18 protein-coding genes and 1 pseudogene are annotated in these 20,093 nt (G+C 60.3%); 5 read left to right on the top strand and 14 right to left on the bottom strand.

Translation table 11 applies throughout. The annotated features are described in order from the left end of the window. From EOA36_RS05820 to ccoN, 5 genes are all read right to left on the bottom strand, one after another. Positions 1-391 (bottom strand): 4Fe-4S binding protein (locus EOA36_RS05820; RefSeq protein WP_127275985.1); only part of this gene is annotated, 391 nt, incomplete at its 3' end. A 178-nt stretch (positions 392-569) separates the two neighbouring features. Further along, on the bottom strand, positions 570-1,433 hold the full coding sequence (gene ccoP / locus EOA36_RS05815) for a cytochrome-c oxidase, cbb3-type subunit III (RefSeq protein WP_127275984.1): 864 nt from the start codon (positions 1,431-1,433) through the stop codon (positions 570-572). A 2-nt stretch (positions 1,434-1,435) separates the two neighbouring features. Then, positions 1,436-1,585: a cbb3-type cytochrome c oxidase subunit 3 gene (locus tag EOA36_RS05810; protein WP_127275983.1), complete on the bottom strand. Its 150-nt coding sequence runs from the start codon at positions 1,583-1,585 to the stop codon at positions 1,436-1,438. A gap of 12 nt (positions 1,586-1,597) precedes the next feature. Further along, the gene (gene ccoO, locus EOA36_RS05805) at positions 1,598-2,329 is read right to left on the bottom strand and encodes a cytochrome-c oxidase, cbb3-type subunit II (RefSeq protein ID WP_127275982.1); all 732 of its coding nucleotides are present in this window, start codon (positions 2,327-2,329) and stop codon (positions 1,598-1,600) included. An 11-nt stretch (positions 2,330-2,340) separates the two neighbouring features. Further along, a complete protein-coding gene (ccoN, locus tag EOA36_RS05800) occupies positions 2,341-3,951 on the bottom strand; it encodes a cytochrome-c oxidase, cbb3-type subunit I (RefSeq protein ID WP_127275981.1) in 1,611 nt (536 codons plus the stop codon). A gap of 249 nt (positions 3,952-4,200) precedes the next feature. Between ccoN and EOA36_RS05795 the strand changes: the two genes are divergently transcribed. Beyond that, complete coding sequence (locus tag EOA36_RS05795) at positions 4,201-4,611, top strand: hemerythrin domain-containing protein (RefSeq protein ID WP_127275988.1); 411 nt, start codon at positions 4,201-4,203, stop codon at positions 4,609-4,611. A gap of 2 nt (positions 4,612-4,613) precedes the next feature. Here EOA36_RS05795 and EOA36_RS05790 read toward each other — a convergent pair whose 3' ends face one another. Continuing rightward, the gene (locus tag EOA36_RS05790; protein ID WP_127275980.1) at positions 4,614-5,342 is read right to left on the bottom strand and encodes a Crp/Fnr family transcriptional regulator; all 729 of its coding nucleotides are present in this window, start codon (positions 5,340-5,342) and stop codon (positions 4,614-4,616) included. Between the two features lie 162 nt (positions 5,343-5,504). Here EOA36_RS05790 and hemN point away from each other — a divergent pair, with 162 nt between their 5' ends. Then, complete coding sequence (gene hemN / locus EOA36_RS05785; RefSeq protein ID WP_127275979.1) at positions 5,505-6,854, top strand: oxygen-independent coproporphyrinogen III oxidase; 1,350 nt, start codon at positions 5,505-5,507, stop codon at positions 6,852-6,854. A gap of 103 nt (positions 6,855-6,957) precedes the next feature. Here hemN and EOA36_RS05780 read toward each other — a convergent pair whose 3' ends face one another. From EOA36_RS05780 to EOA36_RS38075, 6 genes and pseudogenes are all read right to left on the bottom strand, one after another. Next, positions 6,958-7,293: a DUF779 domain-containing protein gene (locus EOA36_RS05780; protein ID WP_127275978.1), complete on the bottom strand. Its 336-nt coding sequence runs from the start codon at positions 7,291-7,293 to the stop codon at positions 6,958-6,960. Between the two features lie 62 nt (positions 7,294-7,355). Then, positions 7,356-8,873 (bottom strand): aldehyde dehydrogenase, encoded by a 1,518-nt coding sequence (gene adh, locus EOA36_RS05775; RefSeq protein ID WP_127275977.1) that lies wholly within the window; start codon positions 8,871-8,873, stop codon positions 7,356-7,358. A 144-nt stretch (positions 8,874-9,017) separates the two neighbouring features. Continuing rightward, positions 9,018-9,986 (bottom strand): helix-turn-helix domain-containing protein, encoded by a 969-nt coding sequence (locus tag EOA36_RS05770; protein ID WP_127275976.1) that lies wholly within the window; start codon positions 9,984-9,986, stop codon positions 9,018-9,020. Positions 9,987-10,194: 208 nt separating this feature from the next. Next, on the bottom strand, positions 10,195-10,626 hold the full coding sequence (locus tag EOA36_RS05765) for a potassium channel family protein (protein ID WP_127275975.1): 432 nt from the start codon (positions 10,624-10,626) through the stop codon (positions 10,195-10,197). 128 nt (positions 10,627-10,754) lie between these two features. After that, positions 10,755-12,838: pseudogene (locus EOA36_RS05760) on the bottom strand (mechanosensitive ion channel family protein); the annotation flags it as partial. A gap of 126 nt (positions 12,839-12,964) precedes the next feature. Beyond that, positions 12,965-13,432, bottom strand: a complete 468-nt coding sequence (locus tag EOA36_RS38075) for a DUF1214 domain-containing protein (protein ID WP_245464257.1) — start codon at positions 13,430-13,432, stop codon at positions 12,965-12,967. 32 nt (positions 13,433-13,464) lie between these two features. On the opposite strand from EOA36_RS38075, the gene EOA36_RS05750 reads away from it, so the two are divergent. After that, a complete protein-coding gene (locus EOA36_RS05750; RefSeq protein WP_245464256.1) occupies positions 13,465-14,370 on the top strand; it encodes an alpha/beta hydrolase in 906 nt (301 codons plus the stop codon). A 93-nt stretch (positions 14,371-14,463) separates the two neighbouring features. Beyond that, on the top strand, positions 14,464-14,736 hold the full coding sequence (locus EOA36_RS38070; RefSeq protein WP_127275987.1) for a hypothetical protein: 273 nt from the start codon (positions 14,464-14,466) through the stop codon (positions 14,734-14,736). A gap of 328 nt (positions 14,737-15,064) precedes the next feature. Here the strand turns inward: EOA36_RS38070 and EOA36_RS05740 are convergent, their stop codons facing one another. Next, positions 15,065-16,495 (bottom strand): porin, encoded by a 1,431-nt coding sequence (locus tag EOA36_RS05740; protein WP_127275972.1) that lies wholly within the window; start codon positions 16,493-16,495, stop codon positions 15,065-15,067. A 99-nt stretch (positions 16,496-16,594) separates the two neighbouring features. Then, positions 16,595-18,514 carry a sulfate adenylyltransferase subunit CysN gene (gene cysN, locus EOA36_RS05735; protein ID WP_245464255.1) on the bottom strand — a complete coding sequence of 640 codons (1,920 nt, stop codon included), beginning with the start codon at positions 18,512-18,514 and terminating at the stop codon, positions 16,595-16,597. An 871-nt stretch (positions 18,515-19,385) separates the two neighbouring features. Here cysN and EOA36_RS37160 point away from each other — a divergent pair. Next, positions 19,386-19,535, top strand: coding sequence for a hypothetical protein (locus EOA36_RS37160; protein ID WP_189343812.1), 150 nt, complete (start codon positions 19,386-19,388; stop codon positions 19,533-19,535). Positions 19,536-20,093: the final 558 nt, after the last annotated feature.

Below are 20,093 nucleotides of genomic sequence, written 5' to 3'. Positions count from 1 at the left end.
CCCACACCGTCTGAGGGCACGCATAGCCACACCAGGCACGGCCGACAGTCGAGGTGATCAGGAAAAGACCGACGCCGGCCATGACCAGGAGGCCCGCCACATAGAAGAATTCCTGCGGCCATATCTCGATGAAGAACAAGTAGAAGCGCCGATTGGCGACATCGAGCAGCACCGCCTGGTCGGGTGCAAACGGACCACGGTCCCAACGCAGCCACGGCGTCAGATAGTAGATGCCAAGCGTGATCGCCATCACCAGCCATTTGAAGCGGCGAAAGCTGCCTGAGGCGCGCTTTGGAAAGATCTTCTTGCGCGGCGCATAAAGAGGCTGACGGATCTTGGCGGAATTGACCGCCTCGGCTTCCAACCGCTCTACCTGCGTATTGTCCAGCAACGACTTTTCTCCGCTCTACACGCAGACGGCGATTTGAATGCGCCGGGCAACAATGCCGCCCGGTGGACCTGCCCGCGTTGATGCAAGTCAATCTTGGCGTTGCGGAAAAGAGTCGAGGCCCGGCTGGGCCGGGCCTCGTCGCCTGGAAGGTGAAGGGTCGAGAACAGGTCCCCGCTTCCTATTCCCCACCGCCAAGCGAATGGATGTAGACGGCCAGTTCCTTGACCTTGGTTTCGCCAAGACGCGCTCCCCAGGCTGGCATGACGCCCTGCTTGGGTGCGCGAACCTGGTCGGCGATTGCCGTCTCGCCTGAGCCATAGAGCCAGATCGCGTCGGTTAGGTCGGGGGCGCCGAGCTCCTTGTTGCCTTTCGCGTTGTCACCATGACAGGCAACGCAGTTTTCTGCGAAGACCTTGGCCCCGGGCTGGATCAGACTAGCATCGTGGACCTTGCCGGACAGGCTGGCAACGTAGGCGCTGACTTGGGCGATCTGGTCGGCGGTTATGATGTCGCCAAAGGCAGGCATTTCCGACAAGCGCGTGTCCGGATCGGACGCGAAGCGGATACCATGCGTGATCGTCTGCTGGATCTGCTCAGCCTTGCCACCCCAAAGCCAGTCGTCGTCGTTGAGATTGGGAAAGCCCTTGGAGCCCTGGGCACCGGAGCCGTGACATTGCACGCAATTGACCTTGAATGCGGCGCCACCTGCAGCGACTGCGAATTCGCGCAAGGCATCGTCCGCGGCTATCTCCGAGACGGTCTTGGATTGCACCGCCGCGACATATTTGCCTTTGGCGGCTTCAGCCGTGGTCAGCTCGTTCTTGACCTCGCCGCGGCTGGAATAGCCGAGCACACCCTTCGTCGCCGAGTGCAGCAGTGGCCATGCCGGATAGGCGATCGTGTAGCCGATCGCCCAGACGATGGTGAGGTAGAAAGTCATGACCCACCAGCGCGGAAGCGGATTGTTCAGCTCCCTGATGCCGTCCCATTCGTGGCCCGTGGTTGAGACGCCAGAGATTTCGTCGATGTGCTCGTCGCTCATGATTACTCGTCCTCAAGGGGAATCCGGGCAGCCTCGTCGGCCAGCTTGCGACTGCCAGGGCGGAGGGAGAAGACAATTGCCCCGACAAAGAAAAGCGCCATGGCGACCAGGCCCCAACTGTCAGCAAACTCCCGCATCAAATTGTATTGCATGGATAACTCTCCTCAGCGGTAGCCGGCGGCTTCGTCGTAATTCTTGAAATCGACCAATGTGCCGAGCATCTGCAGATACGCAACGAGGGCATCCATTTCGGTCACCTTTTGCGGATTGCCGTCGAAGTCGCCGACCTTGGCTTTGGGATATCTTTTCTGAAGGCCGGAGGGGTCGGCATTCGGGTCGGCCTGCGCCATCAGATCGGCGTTGGCGTTGGCGATCATGTCATCGCTATAGGGGACACCGACACGCCTGTTGGCGATCAGGTGCGTAGAGAAATCCTTCACCTCGATCTGCGCGTCCTTCAGGAAGGCATAGCTCGGCATGACCGATTCCGGCACCACCGAGCGTGGGTCGGCAAGGTGCGCGACGTGCCAGGCATTCGAATAACGGTCACCAACCCGGGCGAGATCTGGCCCGGTGCGTTTGGATCCCCACTGGAAGGGGTGGTCGTACATCGACTCCGCAGCCAGGCTGTAGTGGCCGTAACGCTCGACCTCGTCGCGAAACGGCCTGATCATCTGGCTGTGGCAGAGGTAGCAACCTTCGCGCACGTAGATGTTGCGCCCGACAAGTTCGAGCGGCGAATAGGGGCGCATGCCTTCCACCTTCTCGATCGTGTTGTCGAGGTAGAAGAGCGGCGCGATCTCGACGATGCCGCCGACGGTCACCACAAGAAGCGAGCCAACGAGAAGAAGCGTGGCGTTCTTCTCGATGAGTGCGTGTCTGTCCATCAGGCTCATTCTCTGGCTCCTTATTCGGCAGGCTGCAGGGAGGGTGCGGAGCCCGGCATCGGCTCTTCCGCGCGCTTGTATCCAAGGATGGTCATGGTGATGTTCCAGGCCATGATCAGGGCGCCGGAGAGGTACATGGCCCCGCCGATGGCACGCATGACATAGTATGGGTGCATGGCGGCGACGGTTTCAGCAAAGGAGTAGACCAGGAAACCCTGCTCGTCGTATTCACGCCACATCAGGCCCTGCATGATGCCGGATACCCACATCACCGCCGCGTAGACAACGATGCCGAGCGTCGCCAGCCAGAAGTGCCAGGTGACCAGCCGCAGCGAATAAAGACGTTCACGGTTCCAGAGCTTCGGCACCATGTAGTAGATCGCGCCGAACGAGATCATGCCGACCCAGCCGAGCGCACCGGAATGGACGTGGCCGACGGTCCAGTCGGTATAGTGCGACAGTGAGTTGACCGTCTTGATCGACATCATCGGTCCCTCGAAGGTGGACATGCCGTAGAAGGCGATGGCCATCACCATCATGCGGATGATTGGATCCGTGCGGATCTTATCCCAGGCGCCCGAGAGCGTCATCAGGCCGTTGATCATGCCGCCCCATGACGGCATCCAAAGCATGATCGAAAACACCATGCCCAATGTCTGCGCCCAGTCGGGCAGGGCCGTGTAGTGGAGGTGGTGCGGACCGGCCCAGATGTAGAGGAAGATCAGCGCCCAGAAGTGAATGATCGACAGCCGGTAGGAATAAATCGGCCGGTTCGCCTGCTTGGGAACGAAATAATACATCATGCCGAGGAAGCCGGCCGTGAGGAAGAAGCCGACGGCATTGTGGCCGTACCACCATTGCGTCAGGGCGTCCTGGACACCCGAGAACGCCGAGTAGCTCTTCGATCCAAGGAAAGAAGCCGGCATCGACAGATTGTTGACGACGTGCAGCATCGCGATGGTGACGATGAAGGACAGATAGAACCAGTTGGCGACATAGATATGCGGTTCCTTGCGCTTCAGGATCGTGCCAAGGAACAGGATGAGGTAGGCAACCCAGACGATTGTCAGCCAGATGTCGACATACCATTCGGGTTCGGCGTATTCGCGGCTTTCGGTGATACCGAGCAGGTAGCCGGTCGCGGCCATCACGATGAAGAGCTGGTAACCCCAGAACACGAACCAGGCGAGATCGCCACCGAAGAGCCGGGCGCGACAGGTGCGTTGCACGACGTATAATGATGTGCACAGCAGCGCATTGCCGCCGAAGGCGAAGACGACGCCCGACGTATGCAGCGGCCGCAGGCGGCCGAAATTGAACCAGGGCTGGATATTGAGATCAGGGTAGGCAAGCTGCAGCGCGATGACAACGCCGACCAGCATGCCGACCACCCCCCAGAACATTGTAGCGATGGCGCCGTAGCGGATGGGTCCGTCCATGTAAGCGGAGGGGTCGACCGGCGCGGCCACGTCGAATTTCGTGTTGCGGAGGAGGATGGCGACAAAACCGAGCAGCACGAAAAAAAGCACCCACATATGCTGTCGGAAAGGCTCATCTGCACCGAAGCCGGCGGCCACCAGAGCCGCAAATGTGAACAGGCCCAAAGCGAAGATTGGTGTGCCGAACTTCATGAGATGCCCCCGACCTTGTATACCGATGCGCGGACGCCAATCCGCGTGGACACCAATTCAGCAGTTGCGTTGTCGCCGCCTTGATCCATGTCAAAGCTCAGTGCTTTCGGATTGGGCAGCGTTGGTCTGCAAATGACTGGAGGGTCGCCGTTGAGCCGGAAGAAAGGGCCAGGATCGTCGCTGTTCGAAGTACGCGATGGAGATGCGGCACCAGTTGACCGATCCACAGAAGTGGTCCCGGCCGCGGTGATGAAGCGCGCGCACAGGGAAAAGTTGCAACTCTGCGATGCCTTGGAGAGAATCGCGGATGCATTGCCCAGCGTCGATCGTCTGAAGTGCCTCGGCACGGCCAACGCCATCGTCCCGCTGCTGCGCGACATCCATCGATATGAAGAGACAGTCATCTTCCCCGCCTACGAGGAGGCCGTGGTGGGCAGTAATGCGAACCTTGCTTCAACCCGGCGACTGCGGGCTGAACATGTGGAAGATGAGTGCTTTGCCGGTGAGGTGACCGAAATTCTGCTGGCCATCGGTCATGGCGAGACAGTCGAGAACCCCGAGGCCATCGGTTTCATGTTACGCGGCCTGTTCGAGAACTTGCGCCGGCACATAGCGTTTGAACGCGAGCACGTCCTCCCTATGATCGGGATCGTCGATTGATCCTAGGCGCCGGAGCGTCGCTGCAGCCGGTCCAAGCTATCCACGACAACATGCCGATTGTTCTCTATCCGGATTACGCTATCTGATCGCAGCCTGGTCAACTGGCGGCTGACGGTCTCGATGGTCAGACCAAGGAAATCGGCGATGTCGGCGCGGGTCAAAGGCAGATCGAAACTTGTCGACTGGGCGGCCGGGTCAAGCGTGGGGTCGATGTTTCTGGCGATCATGAGAAGAAAGCTCGCCACCTTTTCCGAAGCACTCTTGCGGCCCAGCGTCACCATCCAATCGCGGGCGTCATCGAGTTCATTCAGCGTCTGCTTGAAGAGACGGTGCTCCAGTTCCGGCGATTCCTTCATCATCCGTTCGATGGCGGCCTTCGGAAACGAGCACAGGGAGACTGCCGTTGCGGCTTCGGCGTTGATCGCGCTTTCCACCTTGAAGGGCCGGCCCAGAAAATCGGGAGCAAATTGAAGCCCGACAATCTGCTGGCGCCCGTCCGAAAGGCTCTTTGTAAGCTTGACCACGCCGGAAAGCACGTTCGAGTAACTGTCGACGGTTTCGGCGTCGCCAATCAATTCCACGCCCGGTTCAACGGTATGCTTCGACGAGGTCTTGGCGAGGCCGACCAATTGTTCGGGATCGAGCGCTCCGCAAACACCGTGGTGCCGCGCTTCGCATGATTGGCAAAGCACGGGAATGCCGGCGCTGTGTACATCCTGGCGCACTGTCATCGTGGTCGTCCGCGGAACCATAGGTCCCGTCAGAATATAGCATCGGCCCAGCAAAAAGCCTTGCGGCAGTTTGTCCGCAGCCGATGGGCATTGACCGAGATCAAGGCGGTTGTCGCCCCTGGTGAGCAGTATCGCGCGACACAGCCCGGAGTTGATTGCGACATGCGGCCAGATCTAGTTGCCAGACTTGGTGAGAACGTGCCGCGCTATACCAGCTACCCAACGGCGCCGCATTTTCATCCGGGCGTCGATGCTGCCGCTTGTCGTGGCTGGCTGCAGGCGCTCAACGAGGGCGACGAGATCTCGCTCTATTTGCACATCCCCTATTGCGACAAGCTTTGCTGGTTCTGTGCCTGCCATACCAAGCAGACGCGCCACTACGAGCCCGTGACGGCCTATCTTCGCTCACTGCATGCCGAGATCTCTACCGTTGCCAGTCTTGTCGGAGGCAAGGGCCGCGTGCATGCCGTCCATTTCGGCGGCGGTTCGCCGACGATGCTCAAACCGCAGGACATAGTGGCGCTGGCAACAGTGCTGCGCAACAGCTTTGCATTCCTCCCCGGCGCCAAGATCAGCGTCGAAATCGAACCCAACGACATGGACGAAGCCCGCCTCGACGCGCTTGCCGAAATAGGCATGACGAGAGCGAGCCTCGGCGTCCAGGATTTCGACCCCAAGGTCCAGAAGGCCATCAATCGCGAGCAGACCTTTTTGCAGACCAAAGCCGTCGTCGACGGCGTTCGCTCGCGCGGTGTCGAATCGGTCAACCTGGACCTGCTCTACGGTTTGCCGCACCAGACCAGGGAGAGTGTCCTATCCACGGTCCAACAGGCGCTGTCGCTGGAGCCGGACCGGATCGCGCTTTTTGGCTATGCTCATGTGCCATGGTTCAAGAAACATCAGACAATGATCGACGACGCCTGGTTGCCAGGCCCGGAGGAGCGGTTCGCCCAATCGCAACTGGCAGCGCGCGCCATCCTCGACCAAGGATATGAAGCAATTGGGCTCGACCATTTCGCAAAACCAGGCGATGCGCTGGCGCTGGCCGCGCGCTCAGGGACGTTGCACCGCAACTTCCAGGGCTATACCGAGGATCGCTGCGAAACCTTGATCGGCCTCGGTCCGTCATCCATCAGCCAGTATCGGCAAGGCTATGCACAGAACATGCCTTCGACCACAGAGTATGGCCGCATGGTGGCTGACGGCGGGCTGGCGACCGTCAGAGGCATCGCGTTCTCCATGGATGATCGCGTTCGCGGCTGGATCATCGAACGGCTGATGTGCGACTTCGCCTTTTCCGCGATCGACTTGGTTGAGCGCTTCGGCGAAGCCGGCCAAAAGCTTCTCAGCAAGGCAAGCTCGACCGCCCTGCTTGATCCAGCGCCGATGCTTGAATTGAACGGTGACCACTTCGTCGTGCCGGTGGAAAGCCGGCCCTTTGTCAGAAGCGTCGCCGCGAAGTTCGACAAGTATTTCGAAACCGGCAAGGCGAGACATTCGGTAGCGGTCTGAGCGGCGGCTTGGTCGCGAACTGAATGCGATGGGACCGAACGTTGTGTCAGGGCCGTCAAGCCTATGACGGCCGTGTCCATGACCCGATGGATGACCCACATCCTCATCTGACAGCGCAAATCGTCGACCGCGTCAGGAATCGCTTCTCGCGTCCATTGTCGAGCGAGAACATGCCGCCGCGACCAGCCACTACGTCGATAATGAGATCGGTGTGCTTCCAGGCTTCGAATTGCGAGGCCCCGATGTAGAATGGCGCCTCACCGATGTGGCCGAGTAACACATCCTGGTCACCGATGATGAAGCCAGCCACCGGATAGCACATTGGCGAAGAGCCGTCGCAGCAGCCACCGGACTGATGGAACAGCACCGGGCCATGATCGGTGACGATCTCCGTGATCAGTTCAAGGGCTGCCGGCGTCGCTGTGACTTTTGCATGCATGGTCTTATCCGGTTTCCAGTCATGCGCGCGGTCCCTTGGGGCCGCGCGCATGGGCGCAGCGATCAGAAGAAGCCGAGCTTCTTCGGGCTGTAGCTGACCAGCATGTTCTTGGTCTGCTGGTAGTGGTCGAGCATCATCTTGTGGGTCTCCCGGCCAATGCCGGACTGCTTGTAGCCGCCGAAGGCCGCATGCGCGGGGTAGGCATGGTAGCAATTGCTCCAGACGCGGCCAGCCTGGATTGCCCGGCCGAAGCGGTAGGCGCGGTTGGCATCGCGTGTCCAGACGCCTGCGCCCAGACCGTAGAGCGTATCGTTGGCAATGCTGAGGGCTTCGTCGTCGTCCTTGAAGGTCGTGACCGATACCACCGGCCCAAATATTTCCTCCTGGAAGATGCGCATCTTGTTGTGACCCTTGAACACCGTGGGCTGGACGTAGTAGCCGCCGGCGAGGTCGCCCGGCAGAAGATTGCGCGCCCCACCGGTCAGCAACTCCGCTCCTTCCTGGCGGCCGATGTCGATGTAGGACAGGATCTTTTCCATCTGCTCCGACGAGGCCTGAGCACCGATCATCGTCGCCGGATCGAGCGGGTCGCCCTGCACGATCGCCTCGACGCGCTTGAGGGCGCGTTCCATGAACCTGTCGTAGATTGATTCATGGATGAGCGCCCGGCTGGGGCAGGTGCAGACCTCGCCCTGGTTCAGCGCGAACATGACGAAGCCTTCGATAGCCTTGTCGAAGAAATCGTCGTCTTCGGCGACGACATCCTTGAAGAAGATGTTGGGTGACTTGCCGCCCAGTTCCAGCGTGACGGGAATGAGGTTCTGGCTGGCATATTGCATGATCAGCCGACCCGTCGTGGTCTCGCCGGTAAAGGCGATTTTGGCGATGCGCGGTGACGAAGCGAGCGGCTTGCCGGCCTCGAGGCCGAAACCGTTGACGATGTTGAGCACGCCTGCCGGCAGCAGATCGCCGATAAGATCGGCCCAGAGCAGGATAGCGGCCGGGGTCTGCTCGGCTGGCTTCAGCACCACGCAGTTGCCGGCCGCAAGCGCGGGAGCAAGTTTCCAGCATGCCATCAGCAACGGGAAGTTCCACGGGATGATCTGACCGACCACGCCGAGCGGCTCATGGAAGTGATAGGCGACGGTGTCGTCGTCGATCTGCGAAAGGCTGCCTTCCTGGCCGCGCACGGCGCCGGCGAAATAGCGGAAATGGTCGATGGCCAGAGGCAGGTCGGCCGCGGTCGTTTCCCGGATCGGCTTGCCATTGTCCCAGGTTTCTGCACAGGCGAGGAGATCGAGGTTCTCCTCCATGCGGTCGGCGATGCGGTTGAGGATAAGCGACCGCTCGGCCACGCTGGTCCGTCCCCAGGCATCCTTGGCGGCATGGGCCGCGTCCAGGGCCGCATCGATGTCCTGGGCATCTGAGCGCGCCACCTCGCACAGCAGCTGCCCGTTTACCGGCGAGTGGTTCTCGAAGTAACGGCCGGACCGCGGTTCGGCCCATTTGCCGCCGATGAAATTGCCATAGCGCTTGTCGAAGGGCGCCTTGACCGAGCGTGAAAATTCAACCTTGTTCATGTGTCTTCCTCCCAAAGCTGACGTCGCGGGATGCGACGCTTCGGAAGAGACTTGCGATTTTCGCCCGTAGTTGTCACCGCACTGGTCACCGCGGTCGGACATGATGTGTCGCAGAATTGCGACAGTCATGGTCGCCAAGGGAGTTCAGTGAGACCGATGGACATCCAGGCGGTTGAGCTTGCGGTGGAGCGTCGCGCGGCTGATCCCTAGCGCCTGAGCTGCAGCCGAGACATTTCCGTCAGCGCGCGCGAGTGCACGCTGGAGAGCCCCGCGCTCTGCCTCAGCGAGAATTTTGGAGCCGCGCTCAGCCCAGCCGAACAAATCGGCGGCGGGCATCGGCTTGTCGAGACACTGCTGGGTAATGCCAAGCGCCAGGCGCGCCGAACGGGTCGCGCCGACCACGAGATCGTCCGCGTCAACGGCGATCAGCGCTCCGGAGCCTTTGTCAGTCACTGGGGCGAGCAGAATTCGCGCCTTTGGGAATGCCATCTTGAAGTTTTCACCTTCGATCCGACGCACCGCGTCGACCACAGCCATCGAGATGAGATTGGCGAAGGCTTCGGTCAGATCAGCCCGGCAGGAAGACACGTCAAGCGCGGCTACAAGATTCCCTTCATGATCGTGGATAGGAGCGGTGGTGCAACTGAGCAGCGTGTTGCGCGTATGGAAATGCTGGTCACGGTGAATCGTGAGAGCGCGCCGCTCGACCAGACAGGTGCCGATCCCGTTGGTGCCTTGGCTTTCCTCGTTCCAGACGGAGCCAGTCCACAAACCCCAGGAACGAAACGTCTCGTCATCGACGGGCGCACCGCGCCGTTCGACCGGCACCCCGTCACGATCGGCAAGCAGGACACAGCACCCGACGCCGCCAACCGCGAGATAGAGCCGGTCGAGACTCGATTGGGCAGCTTGGACGAGAGGTTCGATGCGTTGCCCGGCCTGTCCCAGTTCCGCCTCCGTCAGATAGCGTGGGGGGCTACAGTCGGCTGGATCGAGCCGATGCAAATTGGAAGACCGTCGCCAGGAAGCAACCAGTGCGGACTTCGCTGCAGCGTCCGAGGCAATCGCCGCCTGGATGCGGTCGGCATGATGGCCGTATAGATCCTCGCCCATGCTTAAATCCTCCCAACCTGATGTCTTTCCTCCCGATCTGACCGGTCTGCGGTTCCCGTAGCACATAGTCAATTCGTCGAAAGAAGCAGAAAGCGGATGTCTTCCTCTCGCCTGTCCCTGAGCAATTCGTGGTTACCATCGACAGAAAGCCTACCGACAGATTGACGCGCGTTCATTGATCGGGAGCAAATGGGAGCATCTGCTGCGGTCAAAAATGCTCGCCGGCCTTGAAGGGCCCGATGCGGGTGCCTGCTGCTATCAGGTAGGCTGTCGACCAGCCGATTAGCAGGAACCCGTTCACGCCCTCGAGTGCCGCCAGGACGCGCCACGCATGGGCGGGCACGATGTCGCCGTAACCAACCGTCGAGAAAGTGATGGTGGAAAAGTACAAGGCAGTTTCGAAATCGGCGAAGATGTCGAGCATCCGGTATAGCCCAGCCCAAAGCCAGACCTCCGTGGTCATGACGGCAAAGAGACCCATCACCACGCTGATCATCGCGACGATGCGGCTGCGGCGCCCGTGCATGCGAAAGCGGGACACAAGGTATCCCATCGCATGTGTGACGGCGATAAGGCCAAAGGTATGAACCAGCACCGTCAGGCTTATGACGATTGTGCCGATGAGCAGATTTAGAACCATAGATAATCATACCGATCGAAATCACGACCCAATTTGTGCCAGATCAAATCTGCAGTGCAGGGGGTGTCCCGGCCTTTTTCGCCAAGTCTCGCAGTGGCGTTGTCACAAAGCGGGCCGGATTCGGAAGTGCCATCAGGCGCCGGGTTTGCCGCTAGCTCTTAGCCTGCTTCAGCTTGAGTAGTTGCTGCGCGGCGGCCGCGTTGTCGCCGCCACCCTCCACATGCACGGTGGGAACAGCGAGCTTGATGCCGTTCTCGTCGAATGCCTTCTTGATCATCATGAAGGCTCGCCGCTTGATGCCGAACTGACCTCCCGGCTTGGTCATCAGCTTCATCCTGATGTCGATCCCGGAGTCGCCAAAACTGTCGACACCTTGCATTTTCAGCGGCTCGATCGTATCGGCCGCGAACTCGGGATCCGCGGCCAGCTCCTGACCGATCTTCTTGATGAGCCTGCGAGCGAGGTCTATGTCAGAATCGTAGGTGATGCTGAGAGCCATCTTGTCCATCACCCAGTCACGGCTCATGTTCTGGATGGCGCCGAGCTGGCCGAACGGCACGGTGAAAATTGGGCCGCGGTGATGCCGCAGCCTGACTGATCGCAGGCTGAACGATTCGACGGTGCCCTTATAGCTGCCGCTCTGGATATACTCACCGACACGGAAAGCGTCGTCGAGCATATAGAAAACGCCGCTCAGCACGTCCTTGACCAGTGTCTGCGAACCGAAGCCGATAGCGACGCCGAAAATGCCCGCGCCGGCGATCAAAGGTGCAATCTGCACGCCCAGTCCGGACAGGATTGTCAGCACTGCGACGGCCGCGATGAAGACAGCAAGCACGTTGCGGAATATCGGCAGCAGCGTACGCAGCCGGCCGCTGCGGGCAAGGTCGTCCGCGCTTGACCCGTCTTTTGACGCGAGCTCCATCCGATAAGCGATCAGCGCCTTCGCCAGCTGCCACAGCAGATCCGCTACCAGGAGGATGATGATGCTATTGAGCAGGCCCGAAATCACGATCGCGCCTGTTTCACTGCCGGCAAGGGCAGCAGCCCTGATGCGCCAGACATAGGCGAGCCAAGCGACCGCCGCGCCAATCATCGCTGCCCTGGCTCCCCTGACGATCAGCACGTTCAGCATGATGCCGAGGGCGCCGCTGCGCTGCGCTCTGCTGGCGAAGGCCTGTGCGACGTTGCCAACCCCACGCACCGCCACCGGCAATAGCAGCGCATAGAGGCCGAGCCACAGCACGCCGAGCAGTCCTGCCACCCAGGCCAGCCAAAGCGCGATCAGATAGAGCGTCAGCAGCGAATGCCTGGCAGCGGAAGCTGCGCTGCCCGGCCGCCGCCAGACGATTTCGATGGCGATGGCCAACATGCCCAGGCCACAAAGCAGGGCAACCACCCGCGCCACGTCGACCGAGAAACCGATGCTCGGCATGAGGCTGACCACGGCCCAGCCAAACAGCAGAAAGCCGGCGATGAGGCTCACGCGCCGAAGCCAGAAACGCTGCGCGGTCGAGTTTGCAACAGGAACTGTTGTCAGCGTCTCATCCGGCGTCCTGCTCTCCGCGCCGGCGAGTCCAAACAGCAACCTGACAATTGCGCGGACGACACGCACGGCGATGAAGGCGAGCAGCAAAGTCAGCACGATGCGGCGCAGCAAAGGCGGCCAGTCGAACGCGAGGAACGAGCCGATGGCTGCCAGAGCAAATGTCAGCAAGGCAGCGACCTCGGACAGGGCTGCCTGTCCGGGATCAATTGTTGGGTCAGAACCGCCAGGCGACAAAGCCCGGCGGACCAACCACTCGGCGCCGAAGCCGACGACAGTCAGCACTGCCAGGATCAGGATCACCAGCCCGGGCCTACCTGAATTCACGTCGCGCGAGACGACGCCGGCGGCGTTAGCTGCCTCCTGCGGGATGCGAGGAATGGCATCGGTGAGCGCGACGAGACGTGCGCGAACGGCCAGCTCCCAGTTCGAGATTGCGTCGGCCAGCGATGCGGCAGACGGTTCCTCGGCGGCTACCGGTATCTTTCCTTCGAGCCATACCTTGACCTCCGGATCGGACAGCAGGTCGAGGAATTGCCGTGCCTTTTCGGGCGGCACGCCGTCCGGAGGCTGCTGGGCCCAGGAAGCTCCAAGGAGCACCCAAAGGAAAATCGGAATGACGGCCGACAGTAGAAGACCAATTCGAGTGGGCAGTGCATTGCTCATCGAGCGCTCCGGCAAGTTTCGATCGACAGTACGACCAGACGTTCCCGCAATCGAACGAACCATGCCGGATCGAACGCGGAACCCTGCTACTTGACCACCTCAAACTCGCCCGGCCGCCAGGTCTTGTCAAACCAGGGTTCGAGCGGGCCATAAAGCCGAAGAATCGGATACCATCCATCCCTTCCCGGCGACGGTCTGGACCCAGTTCGCCTCTTTACCTTCAGGGGCCTTCGGGCCGAAATAGAGATCGACCGAACCGTCGGAGTTCTCGGCGAGCTTGTCGCGCTTGTTGTTCTTGCTCGGGAAGGTCTGGCCCGTCTCAAGCTCCGAGCGCGTCTGCGGATCGCCGATCACCACGGACCAGAAATCCTTGACCGGCGGATTAGCGGGAATGTGGAGGCTGTACGTCTTGGCACCGTCCAGATAGTCGCCGTTCACGTCGGTTGAGGCATAGGCGTATTGGGAACCGACGCCGATCATTTTCTGCACCATGGCGGGCGTGTTCACCGTCGCCTGGTAGAAGAACATGGTCCTGGAGTCGAGATTGCGGCCGCCCTCGCCGCCGTCCCGGAGCCATTCATAGCTGCCGTCCACGAAGCCGCGTTCCAGGAGCTGTTTGGATAGAGTTGGGCGCCGTCGAGGCGAGGGCGGAAGGCCAGCGCGCGGGCGGTTGCGTTGCCGATAGCGAGCGCTTCGACCAGCAGCTTCTTCATTCGCTCGTCCGGCGCGAAGGGCTTGCCCTTCTGGATGCCGATGGAGGCAAACAGGCCCAGCATTTCCGGATCGAGCATCGAACTCGGCTCACGCTCGATGACCGTGTGGAGCTCTTCATAGAACTCGTAGTCGATGGCGTGGATGGTATTCACCGGCTTCCGCGATCCGCTGATGAATTCCATCCTTCGGCGGGTTATCGCGTTTGGGCCTCGCGGGGCAAGACGCTGGACTGCGTGTACGACAACAACAGCGCGACCATCGCTCGCGACGGATTGGAGCGGACGCTGCGCCTTTTGCTGGCCAGCGATGCCGATGAAATCAACGTCCTCGCGCATTCGATGGGCAACTGGGTGACCGTCGAGGCATTTCGGCAAATCAAGATATCGGGAAACCTCACTTCCGCCAGCAAGCTTGGTACGGTGATACTCGCCGCCCCCGACATCGACGAGGACGTATTCAAATCGGAAATGCAGCGAATTGGGAAACCAAAAAAGCCGTTTTTGATCATTGTCTCGCGCGACGACAAAGCATTGGGTCTGTCGAGGCTTATCGCTGGCGGCAAAGATCGGATTGGGGCGAGCAGCAACACGGCGGAACTCGCAGAACTCGGCGCGATAGTCGTTGACTTGCCTGATGTGAAAGCCAACGATGCGACCAATCACGGCAAGTTCGCCCAAGTCGCGGAAATTGCGCCGGATCTTCGCAAGGCCCTGGCGCAGGGTATTCCAGATCAGGAAGAGGGCGGGCTGGCCGGCGCCACGACCCGCGTTCTTACTTTACCCGTCGCGGCGCCGATAAAGATCCTGACGGCCAAGTAGCGCTTGCCGCAGGTATTTGATTTATAGAGAGGATGAACGATGACAAGACTTAGCTTGAGATTGGCCGGTGGTGCGGCTGCGATCGCCGTCACCATGATTTTTGGCGGACTGATCGACACAGTTGTACCGCTCCCCTCTTTCGTCGGCGACGCGCAGGCGCGAGTTGGCCATCCGCTCACGCCCGGCAGCGTCGCTGGCGTTGCGAGGCGCACCACCCGCCGAACAATCCGTCGGACGAGTGTCTACGTGAACAGCCTCCCGGCCGCATGCGTGAAAACCACCGTCTACGGCCCCGTACTGTGGCACTGTGGCGGCAGGTATTATCAGGCCTCCAGCGGGCGCTACGTCGTCGTCAACATACAGTGACTTTGGGTGGCTTCTGGCAATAGTGCTCCCGGACAGGCGCGATGCGCCTGTCCGTTGGGGCCGTGCCAGCCTTCTGCGGTCCCACCGTCCCAGTTTGCGCCGAAGGAGCCCCATTTGTTCCGGAGCGCAGCGCTGTTGCTGATCACGGGACGGTCACGCGCGCCTTTCGCTCCTGGGCGGGGATGCCGCCCAGGAGCTTCAGCCGGCGATCCGAAACGGCCACTAATTAGCACGATAGGTTTGTCGGGCTTCTTGCTCTCGTAGCGCGGAGAAAAGTCGAAGATCCCGCGAGGCAACAGCTTTGATGATCGTGTTTACATCGAACCGATCAAAATTCACGTGTAACCCACAGGAAGTCCGTCGTCCCTTTCAAATCGGCACCCGGAATAAGACCGACCGCGCCGTTGAGCGCGACATGTGTGCTAAGCGCATCCACTTCCGTGCCGATCGTCCACTTTTCCGTGGGCTGATAGATCAAATTTACGCCGTATCGCTTCGGTCTGATCGAGGGGTTGGTCGCGAACAGGTCGAGATTCACCGCGACATAGCTTACGAACGCGTTCGACTCCCATTTGTCCGACCATTCATGATGGTACGAAGCCACGGCGCTCCAACCCTGTATCGGGCCGACGGTGGGGAAGCGCGCGGCGAAAGCGGCGGCGTCGGCTTCGGTGCCAAGGAAAGCAGGCGCGCCTACCGAATAGGCAAGGCCGGCGCTAAAATTATCGTCTTCACCGGCAAATCTAACCGGCGCCGTAAGGCCGGCTGTCGCTGCCCAACCGAATCGGCTGCCGGCCGACAAATCGAGCAAGCGCGCGGCCGGCGTCTCTTGCCGACGAGCGGCCGCCGAAACCTGCATGATCCAGTCGTCTTTTTCGTAATGGAGCTGCGCCGTGAAATACGGCGGCGTCTTGGGGAATTCCCAGGTGGTTGCACCGCGGCTGGTCGGAGGACCGGCCTCGACCGCCACAGAGGACGATAGATCGTCGGTGATCTCGTATTTGTAGGAAGCCAGATAACTGCTCAGCGACGGCGACGACGCGGTGAACTGGAAATCGCCCGACCAGGCGTTCATGAGGGATTCAGCGTAGCCAACTTTTACCCCCGCGTATTCGATTGTTGCTTCGGACAAGGTGGGCGCTGCGTCGAAACCATCGTCGGAGTTATAGCTCCAGGAAATACCGAAGACGAACTTGAACGGTCCGGATCCCGTCAGCCGCGCAGCCGCAAGGCGCAAATCCGCTTCGGAGCTGAAAGTCCGGGCGGTTCTTGAACCAGGTCCCAAATGCGGCTCCGGAGCATTGGTGTGTTGCAGGGTGCCCTGCAGGCTTCCGGATAGATCGTAGCAAACGCCGTTGACGAGGTAGCGATGCGACCCCGTGCCATCGGTTGCGCTGAGCGGTTTGCTTTCCGAGCCGGACCCGCCGACATCGATGTCGCACACGGCGCTATCTTCTTCGTCCTCGTCCTCGCCATCGTCCTGCGCGAAGGCCGGCGACAACAAGCGAAAGAGACACAAGCAGATCATGCAAAAGCGGCGAACGTGGCGCCCAAATACTACCTCGCCGGAGTTTTGGCGCAGTCCCATGGATCCCGACACACCGTCATGCGACTTGTTTGCGTCAACGGATGAGCCAGGCACACGTAACACGCCCAGCTTCCGACGGCCCTCTTTGTCATCCTGCGAAAGGCTTGCAGCGTTCGAGAACGACCGTGCCACGGGCGCAACTGGCGACGGGTTCCGCTTGCCAATCAGCATGCCGGGCTTGGCACACGCCAGAGCAGGAAGCCAACGACCCGAACCATGCCAGCGTTCTCCTTCAATCGACGCGTCACTCGTATTCTAAAGCAAAAAGCGTCAGATGCCGCCGCCATTGTCATATTGCTCTTCGGCAATGTCACGCTCGTCCAGCCAGTGTTCCAGGGTATCTACCATCTCTTCGGCCGACTTGCCGAGCGTCTTGAGATGGATCTCCGGTTTCTCCGGTGCTTCGTAAGGAGAATCGACACCGGTGAAATTCTTGATCTCGCCATTCAGCGCGCGCGCGTAGAGACCCTTCGGGTCACGCCTGGCGCATTCCTCGAAAGGCGTGTCGACAAACACCTCGATGAACTCGCCATCGGCCATCAATTCCCTGGCCATGCGCCGCTCGGCGCTGAACGGCGAAATGAAGGAGACAATGACGATCAGCCCGGCATCGGCCATCAGCTTGGCCACTTCGGCGACGCGGCGAATGTTCTCGACGCGATCGGCATCGGTGAATCCGAGGTCGCGGTTGAGACCGTGACGGACATTGTCGCCATCGAGAATATAGGTATGGCGGCCTGTGGCGAACAGCTTCTTCTCGAACAGGTTGGCGATGGTAGACTTGCCGGAACCCGAAAGCCCCGTGAACCAGAACACGGCCGGCCGCTGGTTCTTCATGTCGGCGCGCACGCGCTTGCCGACATCGAGCGATTGCCAATGGATGTTTTCGGCGCGGCGCAGCGAGTGCACGATCATGCCGGCGCCAACCGTGGCGTTGCTGATGCGATCGATCAGGATAAAGGCGCCAGTGGTCCGGTTCTCGCCAAACGGGTCGAAGGCAATCGGCGCCCGCGTCGAGATGTTGCAGATGCCGACTTCATTCATCTCGAGCGACTTGGCCGCCTCATGGCCAAAGTCGTTGACGTTGATGCGGTATTTCAAGTCGGTGACGGTGGCGCTGGTCTGATCGGTCTCGGTGCGCAGGATATAGGAGCGGCCCGGCAGCAGCGCATGCTCGTCGAACCAGACGATGTTGGCGGCGAACTGGTCGGCGACCTGCGGCCGCGCGGCCGGCGAAACCAGCATGTTGCCCCTGGAAACCTCGACCTCGTCGTCAAGGACGAGCGTTATGGCCTGGCCGGCCACCGCCTGTTTGAGATCGCCGCCATAGGCGACGATGCGTTTGACATGCGAGGACTTGCCCGATTTGGCGACGACGACCTCGTCGCCTTGCGCAATGGTGCCGGACGCGATGGTGCCGGCGAAGCCGCGAAAATCGAGATTGGGGCGATTGACGTACTGAACCGGAAAGCGGAACGGCAGCTCGGCGGTGACTTCGTCGACCGAGACGGTTTCGAGTTGCTCGATCAGCGTCGGGCCGGAATACCACTTCATGCTGTCCGAGCGGCGGCTGACATTGTCGCCATAACGGGCCGACATCGGGATCGGCACCATGGTCTGGAAACCGAGATCGCCTGAGAACTGCCGGTAGTCCTCGACGATGCTGTCGAAGACCGCCTGGTCGAAATCGACAAGATCGATCTTGTTGACCGCCAGCACGATGTGGCGAATGCCGAGCAGCGAGGCGATGATCGAATGGCGCCGGGTCTGGCGCAGCATACCCTGCCGGGCATCGATCAGCACGATCGCCAGATCGGCGGTCGAGGCACCGGTCGCCATGTTGCGGGTATATTGTTCGTGGCCGGGCGTGTCGGCGACGATGAACTTGCGCTTCGGCGTGGCGAAGAAGCGGTAGGCGACGTCGATTGTGATGCCTTGCTCGCGCTCGGCCTCGAGGCCGTCGACCAGCAGCGCGAAGTCGATGTCGTCGCCCGTCGTGCCGTGCTTTCGCGAATCGCGTTCGAGCGCGGCGAGCTGGTCCTCGAAAATCTGCTTGGTGTCGGACAACAGCCGACCGATCAACGTCGACTTACCGTCGTCGACCGAACCGCAGGTCAGGAAGCGCAGCAGCGACTTCTTCTCTTGCGCCGCCAGATAGTCGCGGACGCTTCTCGCGGTGGAAAAGGACAAGTCAGGGATTGGCGTCCGGCGATCCTCATCCACGGCAGTCGGCCGCGATGCAATCCGAAAGGCGGGCCTGTGCTAGGCCGAGCGATCCGATCTGGTTCCTGATGGACATGGTCGTCTCCAACCCTATCACTGGCTCTTCATAACCTCCTCCTCGCCGCTGTCTTCCCACGATCTGCGCTTCCGGAAGATCAGACAAGAAGACTGCTGGATCATCATACCGCATTGGGGCACCTCCATGGAATGGTCCAATCAATGGGTCAGGTTCGCCTGACACTGCGCCAGGATCATCATGATCAAAGCCCATCCGCTCGGCCAAATGTGACCCGTTACGGGTCAGTACGCCTGGCACCGCAATTGCATTGATAGAGTGTGGGCTGGGACGAGGTCCGTCGCCTCGCAAATGGGGCGGCGGGCCTTTAGCAACGAGGGGCTTTGACGGAGCGGCCCGGCACCCCTTTGTTGGGATGGGGCTAGGACACCGGGCCTAACCGACGGGCTGTTTGTGAGAAACGGCGCCGGGGCTGAGGGACTATATGCGCTCATGCTGAATACGCGCAAAGCATACGAACGAAGTATGAGAGCGACAATTCGGGGGGCAGCCGATGGCCGATAAGCCGGTGACGACCGACGTCGAACCCGCGCTGGTGCTGATTATGACCCAGCGGGAGGAGGAGTAGCGGCGGCGACAGCGCACCTTCGGTTCGATATAGCTAACGCTTGTCGTTTCGCGGCTTGCACTACGCTTTAGCGGAACCAAAAAAGAGGACACGGGCGTGCTTCGTCGGTCGGCTCCGGTCTGGCTGTTCGCGGCATATCTGCGCGTCCAGTATGCACTGCAACAGCAACCCGCTTCGAACGGGACGCTTTGCAGATGGCACGACAGGTCTCGCTGGTGATCGAGGCAGAACTTGTCAATCTGCAGACCATTCTTGACGGTCTCTCAAAATCGGCCACTCTCGCCAATGGCAATCTAAAAGCGCACGATATCTTACACGGAGCGGCGCCGATCTTGGCGATCTGATTCCATTGCCGTCATGGGGCCAAGGATCCAAAGGATCGCACAAAGCCACTGTGCCTGGAATGGGCTGCATACTCATCTTATTAGTGCGGGGAAATTATGTGCAATTACAGGTTGTCGTACCTTTGGATATATTAGTCACCTAAGATATAATTACCAAATTGTTAACCAGGATTAATGCGCCTTTTCCACAGCATCGTACTATGCACTCCAGGTTGGGTTACCTCCATAGGGCGCGGAAGCCATACGTCGGTGTGTTGGGACGGCGTATGTCCTACTCCTTGAATCCAATCTTCGGTCAACATCTAGTCAGCCTGACAGACGATGAGCGTATTAGTTCACGCCTTTGACATGCTTTGCTAGGGAGCCAAACCAAAGAGGAGAAAAGCAAGTCAGCGCGATGGAGAGGAGTAGGTAAAGCGATGGCACACCCCCAAATTTCCGATTTTTGGAACGATGCAACAAAACCGTTACACAATGGACATCTGCCGGACGCGAATGGTCTTGGCAGGTCCGATCTCGACGAAGGACGTCCGAGCGAAGGCTTGGTTATGATTGTCG

Origin of the sequence: Mesorhizobium sp. M8A.F.Ca.ET.021.01.1.1 (assembly GCF_003998025.1) — a bacterium.
Taxonomy (GTDB): Bacteria; Pseudomonadota; Alphaproteobacteria; order Rhizobiales; family Rhizobiaceae; genus Mesorhizobium.
This window is presented reverse-complemented; position numbering and strand designations above follow the sequence as displayed.